This is a genomic window from Streptomyces sp. NPDC031466 (assembly GCF_055581265.1).
This window is the reverse complement of the sequence record NZ_JBVIJT010000002.1, coordinates 461,899-474,345: the sequence shown is the minus strand read 5'-3', so window position 1 is coordinate 474,345 and position 12,447 is coordinate 461,899. Positions and strand designations below refer to the sequence as shown.

General features: G+C 71.3%; 10 protein-coding genes. 5 read left to right on the top strand and 5 right to left on the bottom strand.

Translation table 11 applies throughout. The features are described 5' to 3' along the window. Positions 1–158 precede the first annotated feature (158 nt). From ACZ5GP_RS04965 to ybaK, 3 genes are read left to right on the top strand one after another with little or no spacing between them, the layout of a single operon-like run. Entirely contained in the window at positions 159–1,130 is a 972-nt protein-coding gene (locus ACZ5GP_RS04965; protein ID WP_468749683.1) for a hypothetical protein, read from the top strand. A 2-nt stretch (positions 1,131–1,132) separates the two neighbouring features. Continuing rightward, complete coding sequence (locus ACZ5GP_RS04960) at positions 1,133–1,879, top strand: LON peptidase substrate-binding domain-containing protein (protein ID WP_468749429.1); 747 nt, start codon at positions 1,133–1,135, stop codon at positions 1,877–1,879. Between the two features lie 30 nt (positions 1,880–1,909). Beyond that, a complete protein-coding gene (gene ybaK, locus ACZ5GP_RS04955) occupies positions 1,910–2,407 on the top strand; it encodes a Cys-tRNA(Pro) deacylase (RefSeq protein WP_468749428.1) in 498 nt (165 codons plus the stop codon). Positions 2,408–2,563: 156 nt separating this feature from the next. Here the strand turns inward: ybaK and ACZ5GP_RS04950 are convergent, their stop codons facing one another. From ACZ5GP_RS04950 to ACZ5GP_RS04935, 4 genes are all read right to left on the bottom strand, one after another. After that, positions 2,564–3,190, bottom strand: a complete 627-nt coding sequence (locus ACZ5GP_RS04950) for a DUF2567 domain-containing protein (RefSeq protein WP_468749427.1) — start codon at positions 3,188–3,190, stop codon at positions 2,564–2,566. Between the two features lie 34 nt (positions 3,191–3,224). Further along, positions 3,225–4,049, bottom strand: coding sequence for an ABC transporter permease (locus tag ACZ5GP_RS04945; RefSeq protein WP_468749426.1), 825 nt, complete (start codon positions 4,047–4,049; stop codon positions 3,225–3,227). A 349-nt stretch (positions 4,050–4,398) separates the two neighbouring features. Then, positions 4,399–5,433, bottom strand: a complete 1,035-nt coding sequence (locus ACZ5GP_RS04940; protein ID WP_468749425.1) for an ABC transporter ATP-binding protein — start codon at positions 5,431–5,433, stop codon at positions 4,399–4,401. Positions 5,434–5,496: 63 nt separating this feature from the next. Then, positions 5,497–6,747, bottom strand: a complete 1,251-nt coding sequence (locus ACZ5GP_RS04935) for an NYN domain-containing protein (protein WP_468749424.1) — start codon at positions 6,745–6,747, stop codon at positions 5,497–5,499. Positions 6,748–7,084: 337 nt separating this feature from the next. On the opposite strand from ACZ5GP_RS04935, the gene ACZ5GP_RS04930 reads away from it, so the two are divergent. Continuing rightward, entirely contained in the window at positions 7,085–7,264 is a 180-nt protein-coding gene (locus ACZ5GP_RS04930; RefSeq protein WP_468749423.1) for a hypothetical protein, read from the top strand. Between the two features lie 119 nt (positions 7,265–7,383). On the opposite strand, the gene dnaE is transcribed toward ACZ5GP_RS04930, so the two are convergent. Continuing rightward, positions 7,384–10,926 (bottom strand): DNA polymerase III subunit alpha, encoded by a 3,543-nt coding sequence (gene dnaE / locus ACZ5GP_RS04925; protein ID WP_468749422.1) that lies wholly within the window; start codon positions 10,924–10,926, stop codon positions 7,384–7,386. Between the two features lie 180 nt (positions 10,927–11,106). On the opposite strand from dnaE, the gene ACZ5GP_RS04920 reads away from it, so the two are divergent. Then, complete coding sequence (locus tag ACZ5GP_RS04920; protein WP_468749421.1) at positions 11,107–12,435, top strand: DUF2252 domain-containing protein; 1,329 nt, start codon at positions 11,107–11,109, stop codon at positions 12,433–12,435. The last annotated feature ends 12 nt before the right edge of the window (positions 12,436–12,447 follow it).

Sequence of the window (12,447 nt, the reverse complement as noted above, 5' to 3'; positions counted from 1 at the left end):
TCGTGGGCAACCTTCTCCGTCCGATGGCCGTCCTTCCTGCGAACCAGCAATCGGGCGACCGATTGAGCGACCACGACGGTGACCGGCCCCCGCACGAGCGGCGCCGGTCGAGGCAAAGGAGGGCACGGGTGCTGCGTGCCTTCGTCCGGACCGCCCGCATGCTCCGGCACACCCCGCGGCTCGCCGCCGGCCTGCCGCCGGACGAGGAGGTGCTCCTCGACGTGCCCGACGAGCAGCTGGCCCCCGCGCTCGTCGCCGCGGGCCGGGGCGATCACGGCCCGGCGGCCAAGCTGCTCGCCACCACCCGCGAGGCCGCCGAGTGGGAGAACCGCGACCGCTACACCACCCGGCTCGCCGCCTTCGCCCGCTCCCGCCCGGAGTGGTTCGACGACTGGCTGGAGGCGTCCCCGCACGACCCGGACGCCCTGCTCGTCAAGGCCGAACTGGCGGTCGTGCGCGGCTGGGAGTCCCCGGCCCGCGCCGAGCTGCTGCGCGAGATGAGCCCGCTGCTCGCCGCCGCCGCCGAGGCCGACCCGCGCGACCCGGTGCCCTGGCGGATCGCCCTGGACCACGCGCGGGGCACACACGCCCCGCACACCGTCTTCGAACAGCTGTGGGCACAGGCGGTGCGCCGCTCCTCGTACCACTACGGATGCCACGCCTCGGCCCTGCAGTACCTGTCGGCCGCCTGGTACGGCTCGCACCGCGAGTGCTTCGACTTCGCCGAGCGCGCCGCCGCGGACGCGCTGCCCGGCTCACTGATACAGGTTCTCCCGGCGCGGGCCGCCTTCGCCTACCTCACCAGCCCCTCGGGGAAAGTGCCCCGCCGGCGCCTGGACGCGGCGGCCGACCTCGCGATCGGGCTGTCCCGCGAGTACGAGGCCCGCGACCCCTGGCCCGCCGAGGTCCGCAACCTCCTCACCTACGTCCTGGTCCGCCTGGAACGCTGGGAGGACGCCCTGGAACAGCTGCGCCTGATCGGCCCCTACGCGACGTCCTTCCCCTGGGACCGGATGGCCGACGATCCACTGGGCCAGTTCCTGGAGCTGCGCGACGGCGTGCGGATAGAAGTGGCCTCGACGACGCCTCTGCGGCCGCCGCGCGGACGCGCCGGCGCCGGCGAGCATTAGGCTTGCCGGTCGTGACCATCCGGCTTCCGCTCTTTCCGCTCAACTCGGTGCTGTTCCCCGGCCTCGTGCTGCCGCTGAACGTCTTCGAGGAGCGCTATCGCGCCATGATGCGCGACCTGCTCAAGACCCCCGAGGAGGAGCAGCGCCAGTTCGTCGTCGTCGCCATCCGCGACGGCCTGGAGGTGGCGCCGAGCGCGCCCGGCCTCCCCGACCAGACCGCGCTGCCCGAGCACGGGCCCGCCGCCGGCTTCGGCGACGACCCCCTCAAGGCCTTCCACGCCGTCGGCTGCGTGGCGGACGCGGCGACGATCAGGGAGCGCGCCGACGGCGGCTTCGAGGTGTTGGCCACCGGTACGACGCGCGTGCGCATCGCATCGATCGAGGCCTCCGGGGCCTACCTGACCGCCGAGGTCGAGGAGGTGCCGGAGGAGCTGGGCGAGGGGGCGGGCACGCTCGCCGACGGCGTCCTGCGCGCCTTCCGCTCCTATCAGAAGCGGCTGGCCGGGGCGCGGGAGCGGTCGCTGACGACGGGCGCCGAGCTGCCGGACGAGCCGTCCGTGGTCTCGTATCTGGTCGCCGCCGCGGCGGTCCTGGACACCCCGACGAAGCAGCGGCTCCTGGAGGCACCGGACACCGCCTCGCGGCTGCGCGACGAACTGGGACTGCTGCGCGCGGAGACCGCGATCATCCGCAATCTGCCGTCACTGCCCGCGACGGAGCTGACGCGCGGGACGACCAGCCTCAACTGATCCACGGCCGAGCGAGGTAAGGCGAGCACCTTGGCGAAGAAGCAGAAGAAGCAGGCGGCCGGCACCCCGGCGACGGTGGCGCTCACCGCGGCGGGCACCGCCTTCACGGTGCACTCCTACGAGCACGACCCCGCCCGGACCTCGTACGGCGAGGAGGCCGCGCAGGCCATGGGCGTCCCGCCCGACCGCGTGTTCAAGACCCTGGTCGCGGAGGTGGACGGCGAGCTGACCGTGGCCGTCGTGCCGGTCGCGGGTTCCCTGGACCTGAAGGCGCTGGCCGCCGCGGTCCACGGCAAGCGCGCGGTGATGGCCGACCCGGCGGCCGCCGAACGCACCACGGGCTATGTGCGGGGCGGCATCTCCCCGCTGGGCCAGCGCAAGAAGCTGCGCACGGTCCTGGACGACTCGGCGTCGGCCCACGCCACCATCCACGTCTCCGCGGGCCGTCGCGGCCTGGAGGTCGAGCTGGCGCCGGACGACCTGGCGAAGCTCACGGAAGCGGTGCTTGCGCCCATCGGCAGGGCGTGAGGCCTCCGCCTGCCCGTACGGCGTGAAAGTCTTCCCCACAGCGGTGCGGGGCGGGACCAGTGACGGCGGAACCAGTGACCCAGGCATGTCGAAGAAGACGCGCATGCGCAGGCGGCGGACGAAGAAGCACGGGGCCGACCACGGCAGGCGCCCCGCCTAGGCCAGCGGGTACGGGTCCGGGTCGCGCGGTCCGAACAGGGCGGTGAGGCCGAGGTGGACGGCCAGCGCGGCCACCGGCCAGGTGAGGAGGGTGCCCTTGGCCTTGAGTTGCAGGGGCGCGTTGAAGACGACGCCCTTGCCGACCGCCTTGGCGTGCGCGACGACGTCCGTGTCGGGTCCGAGCAGGCTCCCGAGCTTCCAGGCCAGCAGGGCGCCCAGCAGGCTGCCCACCGCGAGCCCCGCGACCATCGGCACGCCCCCGCTCCTGCGCACCAGGAAGGCGGCGACGCCACTGACGGCGCCGAAGGCGAGCGAGAGCAGAGTGAACGTTCCGTCGACACCGATCGCCTGCTCGCCCTCGGTGTCCTTGAGGTACACCGCCTCGCCGTCCGAGATGAGCGGGATGCGTGGCGCCATCCAGATCCACAGCGCACCGAGCACCAAGCCGCCGAGAACCACCACGACCATGATCGCCGCGGCCTGCAGCAGTTCCTTCTTCATGCCGGGCCCGTCCTCCTCGTGACCGTACGGGGGCAGCGCTCCGTACGGCTGCGCGGGTACCTGCCAGGGGTCGTGCGCGGGTCGGTCGTGCGGCGGTTGGGAGGGAGTCAGCGGTGCGGTCACCCACACATCGTGCCAGTACTCCCTGTGCGGCGCGTCACCGGACGGCCGCCCGGCGGTACGCCCACGTGGCGGCCGCGAGCGAGGCGACGCCGACCCCCGCACAGACCGCCAGATCGAGGGCGACGACGACCCAGTCCGGATCCGGATCGAACGTACGAGCGAAGGCCTCCACTCCGTACGTGGACGGCAGCAGGTCGCGCGCGTACTGGAGCAGCGGCGGCATCCGCTCGGCCGGCAGCACGCCGAGCAGCAGCGCCGCCGACATGCCCAGCTGGCCGAGGAGGGTGGCCAGTTCGGGCCGCGGCGCGAGCAGCCCCAGCGCGGCGCCGAGGCCCGCGAGTGCGGCGCCGGCCAGCGGGATCACCGCGACGAGCACCCACAGGTGGGTCAGCGGCAGCCCGAAGAGCCCGCATCCGACGATCGCCGTGACGAGGGTGCCGGGCACGGTGAAGGAGGCGTACGCGGCCGCCGCGCCCAGCACCACGGAGGCGGGCGGCACGGGCAGCGTGGCGTAGTGGTCGAGGCCGCCGTCGGCCCGGAGCCGGCCGAAGTACTGCGCGAGCAGGTTGAGCGCGACGAACGCGACGACGAGCACGGAGGACCCGGCGACGACCGCACGGGCCTCGCCGCCGCCGTCGACGACGCCGCGCATCAGGATCATGATGCCGACGGACTGGAAGGTCGCCACGAAGAGCAGCGGCATCCGGGCGACCCGCGCGCGGGAGAGCTGGGCCCGGTAGACGGCGGCGAGCGCCGGCAGCAGCCGGGCCCGCGGCCCGAGCACCGCGGACCCTTCGACATCCTGCCCCGCGTGCACACTGTCGCCCCGCACGGCAACCTCCAGAGGAACCGCGCTCACCGAACACCCTTCCCACACAGAGCCGCGCCCCCGCGAGCCCCCACCCCGCGAAGCGACGCCGACCAAACCCCACGAGCCCTGGCCCCGCCACTCGACACGGACGAAACCCCACGAGCCCTGGCCCCGCCACTCGACACCCGCCAAACCCCACGAGCCCCCGCCCCGCCACTCGACGCGGGCGAAACCCGACCCACCCCCGCCCGGCGACTCGACGCCGGGCAAACGGGTGGGTGGGTGGGCGACATCCGCCGCGAAGCGGCGGCACAGCCACACCCCCACGAACCGGCACAAGAACCCACAGCCGAACCAGAACAAGAACCCGAATGGGAACCAGAACCCGAACCCACCGTCACGCCTTCACCAACCCCCGCCCACTCCCACCCAACGCGAGATAGACGTCCTCAAGACTGGCCGTAGCCACGGTGAAGTCATCCAACGCCCCAAAGGCGACCCCGCCAGTAACCGCCGCGACAGCCGCCCGAGCCTCATCGGGCGCGAGCCGCAAGGACCACCGCCGCCCCGACTCGACGGCGAGGGAGCGGAGCGCGGCCACCTCGGGGACGCCGATCGGCGCTCGCTCCCGCCACACCAGCTCCACCCGCACCTCGTCGGCGACCTTCTCCTTGAGCCCGGCCGGGGTGTCGCAGGCGATGACCCGCCCCCGGTCGAGGACGGCGACCCGGTCGAGGACGGTCTCCGCCTCGATGACGTTGTGCGTGACGAGCAGCACCGTCGTCCCCCGCTCGGCCCGACGCCGGTCGATCGCCGCCCACACGGCACGCCGCGCGACGGGGTCCATCCCGGTGGTCGGCTCGTCCAGGACGAGCAGCGGCCGCTCCCCCACCAGCGCGGTGGCGAAGCAGGCGAGCCGCCGCTGCCCGCCGGAGAGCTTCTTCAGCGGCCGCGCGGCCAGCCCCGTGAGCGCCAGCTCCGTCAGGACCGCGTCCCGCTCGGCCCGGGCCCGGCGCACGTCGAGCCCCCGCAGCCGCGCGGTCGTCTCGACGGCGAGCGACACCGTCAGTTCGTCCAGCGCGGTGGACTCCTGTCCGAGGTAGGCGAGGATCCGCGCGGCCCGCTCGGGGTGGCGCACGATGTCGTGCCCGAGGATGTCGACAGCGCCGCTGTCGGGCCGCATGAGCCCGGTCAGCTGGCGTACGAGAGTGGATTTGCCGGCGCCGTTGGGGCCGAGCAGACCGAAGATCTCGCCGCGCCGCACCGTGAGGCAGATGCCGTCGCTGGCGCGGACCTCGGGCGTCGCGGGCCTGCCGCGCCTGCCGCGGGCCGCGGGGTAGGTCTTGACCAGGTCGCGCACCGCGCAGACGGCGTCGCTGCCGTGTTCCTGACGGAGTCCCTGTCGGACTGCCGGTGCCGGGCGCGTACTCACGAAGGACGAGCCTACGGGGTCCACGGGGCGAGATGACGCCCGGGGCGCCCCGTACGCCCCGTATCAGTCACCTGCCCGGTCCCCCGCGGGGGCGTGCTCGGTGGCCGTCCGTCCGTCGATCTCCCGCCAGAAGCCGGCCCGGATCGCGTACCGGTCGTGTTCGTCGATCTGGTCGTCCTTGTGGGCGAGCAGGCCGAACCGCGCGGCGTAGCGCAGCAGCTCGCCGTCGATGCGGTGCGGGATGCGCGGGTACATCGTGGACAGTTTCTGGAGGTTGTGCTGTTCGGGGAGGCGGGCCGTCCACCGCCGGGCGAACACCTGTCCGACCTCGTAGGGGTCGCCGCCGACGGTGGTGATGTCCTCCTCGCGGTCGGCCCAGCGCTGCTCGGCCGTGGTCAGCTGGGCGAGCGTCGGCAGGGCGGCGGCCTCGGGGCCCTCGGGGGCGCCGCCGGGCCGTTCGACCCAGCCCTTGTCGGAGGACCACCGCAGCGTCGCGTTCGTGGGGTGCTGCGCGGTCTGGGTGCCGGGGCCGCGCAGGGCGGCCAGGTCCTTGGGGGTGGGCACGCCCTTGCCCGAGGGGCCGCGGTGCTCGCCGGCCTCGCGGCCGTTGGGCGGGGTGTCGCCGTTCGGCGCGGGGGTGGCGGTCGCCTCCTCCTCGGCGCGCTGCGCGGCGGCGGCGAGGGCGGACTCCGGGAGCGGCGCGGAGAGGATCGCGGCGATCTCGGGGCGCGGCGCGGGCGGCGGGGCGCCGCAGATGCCGGAGAGCTCCTTGGGGCGTACGGCCTTGGTGATCCACGCCCGGTCGAGCACGCGCCGCTCGTCGGCCTCGGCGACCAGGTCCTCGGACTGGTTGTAGTCGCCGTCGGCGGCCTGGACCGCCCACAGGTGGACGGCGACGCCGTGCTCCTTGGCGGCCATCATGCCCGGCAGCAGGTCGCCGTCGCCGGTCACGAGCACGATGTCGGAGCAGGCGCGGTTGCGGGCCAGCTCGGTCAGCTCGGCGTGCATGGCGGCGTCCACGCCCTTTTGCGCCCATCGCCCGTCGCTGCGGGTCAGGGCGCCGAGCCGCACGGTCACGCGCGGCATGACGCGCAGGCGCCGGTGCTCGGGCTGGGGCACGCGGTCGGGCGCCCCGTCGAACCAGTAGATGCGCAGCAGCGGGCGCTCGGTGTCGGCTTCCGCGCGTTCGCGCAGCCCCCGGATCAGGGCGGAGTGGTCGACGGTGATCCGGGACCTGGAGGGTTCCCCCGCGAGGAGACTCGCGGCGGCACCCAGCAGATACCCGGCGTCCACCAGGACGATGCAGCGGTCCACGCGATCCACCCTCTTTCCCTGGAGGTTCTCCGGCCTTCGGCGGAAGTCCCTGAAAAGTGCCCGGAGGTTCCTGGACGTTCCCTCGGTGGCCCACGAACACACCCTGTGACGGAAACGAGTCAGGGGTGCGGGTGCGGGGCCACGTCGGGTTCGCTTCGAGTCTGCCCGACCTGGCGGAGGTTAACGGCCGGAACTCGATCTTCGGCGTGGCGTATGGGCGCATCTCGTGGAGGCGGGCCTTATTACACACGGTAATTGCCCGAAATGCGCGGCTTGTCGGCGTATGTGAACCTGATCGCGTCATGGCCCCCAGGTCCCCCTCAGGAGGAAGATCACCATGGCCAAGAACAAGAATCGCAAGCAGGGCAGCCAGGAGAACCGCGCCTCGGCGGCCGAGCGGGCATCGGAGCAGGCCAAGTCGGCCGCCGTCGAGGCCCAGTCGCCGATGGAGTCGCAGGCTCAGGGCAGCCCCGCTGATGTTGCCCGTAAGCACCAGCGCCGCTTCGGCCACAACTGACGCACATCGAGGCACACATGAGGGGCGCACCCACTGCGGGTGCGCCCCTCATGCCCTGTCGAGCCCCGGCTCGGCCCGCCGAGCCCGCTCCTGCTCCGGCCCGCCGGGCGGCCTCTGCCTCAGCCCGCCAGGCAGGACGGGCCGAGCAGCACCTTCAGATCGCCGAAGAGGGCCGGGTCCGGCTTCACGCGGTGCCGGTCGAGCCGCAGCACGGTGGTCTTCTGCGCCCCCTGGAGCTTGATCCGCACCTCGCTGTTGCCGCGGTGGTGGCTGAGGACCTCACCGAGGCGGGTCACCATCGGCGGGCTCACCTTGACGGTCGGGATGGTGATCACCACGGGCGCGTTGGTGCCCGCGTTCGACAGGTCGGGGACCTGGAGCTCCATCGCGACCAGCCGCGGCACGTCCTCGCGCTTGTCGAGGCGCCCCTTGACGAAGACGACCGCGTCCTCGACGAGTTGGGTCGACACCAGCTGGTAGGTCGCCGGGAAGAACATGCACTCGATGGAGCCCGCGAGGTCCTCCACCGTGGCGATGGCCCAGGCGTTGCCCTGCTTGGTCATCTTGCGCTGGAGGCCCGAGATGATGCCGCCGATGGTGACCACCGACCCGTCGGAGAAGTCGCCCCCGGTGAGCTGCCCGATGCCCGCGTCGGCCTTGTCGGACAGGACGTGCTCCAGGCCGAAGAGGGGGTGGTCGGAGACGTACAGGCCGAGCATCTCCCGCTCCTGGGCGAGCAGGTAGGTCTTCTCCCACTCGTCCTCGGAGAACTCCACGTCGAGCCCGAAGCCCGGCTCGTCGCCGGCGTTCTCGTCGCCCATCCCGCCGAAGAGGTCGAACTGGCCCTCGGCTTCCTTCCTCTTGACCGCCACGACGTTGTCGATCATCGGTTCGTACTGCGCGGTCAGACCCTTGCGGGTGTGCCCCATCGTGTCGAACGCGCCCGCCTTGATGAGCGACTCGGTGGTGCGCTTGTTGCAGGCGGCCGCCTCGACCTTGTCGAGGTAGTCGGGGAACGAGGTGAACTTCCCCTTCGCCTTGCGCGAGCGGATGATCGACTCCACCACGTTCGTACCGACGTTGCGGACCGCCTCCAGGCCGAAGAGGATCACGTCGTCGCCCTGGGCGGCGAAGTTGTGCACGGACTCGTTCACGTTCGGCGGGAGCACCTTGATGCCCATGCGCCGGCACTCGTTCAGATAGACGGCCGACTTGTCCTTGTCGTCCTTCACCGAGGTGAGCAGCGCGGCCATGTACTCGGCCGGGTAGTTCGCCTTCAGGTAGGCGGTCCAGTAGGTGACCAGGCCGTACGCGGAGGAGTGCGCCTTGTTGAACGCGTAGCCGGCGAAGGGGACCAGGACGTCCCACAGGGCCTGGATGGCCTCGTCGGAGTAGCCGTTCTTCCGGGCGCCCGCCTGGAAGAGGACGAAGTTCTTCTCCAGCTCCTCGGGCTTCTTCTTGCCCATCACGCGGCGCAGGATGTCGGCTTCGCCGAGGCTGTAGCCCGCGACGATCTGGGCGGCCTTCTGCACCTGCTCCTGGTACACGATGAGGCCGTAGGTCAGGCCCAGCGTCTCCTTCAGGGGCTCTTCGAGCTCCGGGTGGATCGGCGTGATCTCCTGGCGGCCGTTCTTGCGCTCGGCGTAGTTCGTGTGCGAGTTCATGCCCATCGGGCCCGGCCGGTACAGGGCCGAGACGGCGGAAATGTCCTCGAAGTTGTCGGGCTGCATCTGGCGCAGCAGGGAGCGCATCGGGCCACCGTCGAACTGGAAGACGCCGAGCGTGTCGCCGCGGCAGAGCAGTTCGAAGGTCTTCGGGTCGTCGAGCGGCAGGGAGAGCATCTCCAGCTCGACGCCCTTGTTCGCCTTCACCATCTTGACGGCGTCGTCCATGATGGTGAGGTTGCGCAGGCCCAGGAAGTCCATCTTGAGCAGGCCGAGCGACTCGCACTGGGGGTAGTCCCACTGCGTGATCGTCACGCCGTCGGTGTGGCGCACCCAGATCGGCGCGTGGTCCACGATCGGCTCACTGGACATGATCACGCCGGCCGCGTGCACGCCCATCTGCCGGACCAGGCCCTCCACGCCCTTGGCGGTGTCGATGACCTTCTTCACGTCCGGCTCGTTCTCGTACATCCCCCGGATCTCGCCCGCCTCGCTGTAGCGCGGGTGCTTGGGGTCGGTGATGCCGGAGAGGTCGATGCCCTTGCCGAGGACGTCGGCGGGCATCGCCTTGGTCAGGCGGTCACCCATGGCGTACGGATATCCGAGCACGCGCGCGGAGTCCTTGATGGCGTTCTTCGCCTTGATCTTTCCGTACGTGCCGATCATGGCGACCTTGTCGGCGCCGTACTTCTCCGTCACGTACCTGATCACCTCGACGCGCCTGCGCTCGTCGAAGTCGATGTCGACGTCGGGCATGGAGACGCGCTCGGGGTTGAGGAACCGCTCGAAGATCAGGCCGTGCGTGATCGGGTCGAGGTCGGTGATGCCCATGGCGTACGCGACGATCGAGCCGGCCGCGGAGCCTCGGCCGGGGCCCACCGCGATGCCGTTGTTCTTGGCCCACATGATGAAGTCCGCGACGACCAGGAAGTACCCCGGGAACCCCATCTGGATGATGATGTCCATCTCGTACTCGGCCTGCTTCTGGCGGTCCTCGGGGATGCCGGCCGGGTAGCGGCGCTCCATGCCGCGGCGGACCTCCTCCTGGAACCAGGTGACCTCGGTGAAGCCCTCGGGGATGTCGAACTTCGGCATCAGGTCGCGCTTTTCGAACATGCCCGTGGTGTCGATCTGCTCGGCGACCAGGAGCGTGTTGCGGCAGCCCTCCTGCCAGGCGTCCGAGGAGTCGATGGCGTACATCTCGTCGGTCGACTTCAGGTAGTAGCCCGTGCCGTCGAAGCGGAAGCGGTCCGGGTCCGAGAGGTTCTTGCCGGTCTGGATGCAGAGCAGGGCGTCGTGGGCGGTCGACTCGTGCGCGTACGTGTAGTGCGAGTCGTTCGTCACCAGGGGCGGGATGCCGAGCTTCTTGCCGATCTCCAGGAGTCCGTCGCGGACCCGGCGCTCGATCTCGATGCCGTGGTCCATCAGCTCCAGGAAGTACCGGTCCTTGCCGAAGATGTCCTGGTACTCCGCGGCGGACTTCAGCGCCTCGTCGAACTGGCCGAGCCGCAGCCTGGTCTGGAGCTCGCCCGAGGGGCAGCCGGTGGAGGCGATCAGCCCCTCCGACCACTGGGAGATCGTCTCCTTGTCCATGCGGGGCCACTTCTGGAGCCAGCCCTCCGCGTACGCGTCCGAGGAGAGCCGGAAGAGGTTGTGCAGGCCCGTCTTGTTCGCCGCCCAGATCGTCTTGTGGGTGTAACCACCCGAACCGGACACGTCGTCGCGCTTCTGGTGCGGCTGGCCCCACTGGATCTTCCGCTTGTTGCGCCGCGACTCCGGCGCCACGTACGCCTCGATCCCGATGATCGGCGTCACGCCCGCCTTCTGCGCCGAGTGGAAGAAGTCGTAGGCGCCGTGCAGGTTGCCGTGGTCGGACATGGCGATGTGCGTCATGCCCATCTCATTGCAGGCGTTGAACATGTCCTTGAGCCGCGCGGCACCGTCAAGCAGCGAGTACTGGGTGTGCACGTGCAGGTGCGTGAAGGGCGGCTTGGTCACGGTGGGAGGCCTCCGGGAGACGGTCGGTGAAGGGCTGCGGGCGGTCCGGGGGGACAGCGGGGAAGTCTAATCCGCGGCAGTGACAGCCGACGGGCACTCGGGGGTACCGTCGTGCGTTGGACCGGTCGGGAACCTGTCCCAAATGTCACCGCCCCACCCCGCACCAGGAGGCACCCCGCGATGTCCGTCCCGCAGCCCACGGCCGATGAGCGCGGCGAGCAGATCCTCGCCGTCTTCGGCACCGCGTTCGGCGAGCTGCTTGCCGCGGACCCCGCCGCTTTCCGGGTCAAGTTCCGGAAGATGGCCTCCTCCGCCTTCGCGTTCTACCGCGGCACGGCCTGCCTGTTCTACGCCGACCTCGGGCGCGAGCAGCACGGCGGGCCGTACCTGGACGAGCGTACGGGCCGGGTGTGGATCCACGGCGACCTGCACGCCGAGAACTTCGGCACGTACATGGACGCCCAGGGCCGTCTGATCTTCAACGTGAACGACTTCGACGAGGCCTACGTCGGCCCCTTCACCTGGGACCTGAAGCGCCTCGCCGCCTCCCTGGCCCTGATCGGCTACTCGAAGGCGCTCAGCGACGAGCAGATCTCCGACCTGGTGCGGATCTGCGCCGCGGCGTACCGCGAGCGGATCCACGACCTGGCGACGGGCGCCAAGAGCGACGAGGTGCCGCCCTTCACGCTGGACACCGCGCAGGGCCCCCTCCTGGACGCCCTGCGCGACGCGCGCTCCCTGACCCGGTTCGGGCTGCTCGACTCGATGACCGAGATCCGCGACTTCGAGCGCCGCTTCGCGCCCGGCGGCGGCTCCATCGAGCTGGACGCCGCCACCCGCTACAAGGTCCTCGCGGCCTTCGACGGCTATCTGGAGACGCTCCCGGACTCCTCGCTGACCCGCCCCGACTCCTACCGCGTCAAGGACGTCGTGGGCCGGCGCGGCATCGGCATCGGCTCCGCGGGCCTGCCCTCGTACAACATCCTCCTGGAGGGCAACAGCGACGCCCTGGAGAACGACGTCGTGATCTACCTCAAGCAGGCGCAGACCCCGGCGGTCTCGCGGCACATCACGGACCCGGCGGTGCGCGGCTACTTCCAGCACGAGGGGCACCGCACCGTCATCTCCCAGCGCGCCCTGCAGGCGCACGCCGACCCGTGGCTGGGCTGGACCGAGCTGGACGGCGCCGGGCAGCTCGTCGCCGAGGTGTCGCCCTACGCGGTCGACCTGGACTGGTCGGACATCGACGACCTGGAGGAGATCTCCCTGGTCGTCGCGGACCTCGGCCGCGCCACGGCCACGATGCACGCCGCGGCGGACGACGAGAGCGGCCACTCGGAGCTGGTGCCCTTCTCCACGGAGCGCGCCATCGACGCCGCTATCGCGGCCGACGAGGACGGCTTCGGGGACCTGCTCGTCGACTTCGCGCACAGCTACGGCGCACGCGCCCGCGGCGACCACCAGATCTTCGTCGACCTGTTCCGCAACGGCCGCATCCCGGGCCTGTGAGCCACCGCGGCC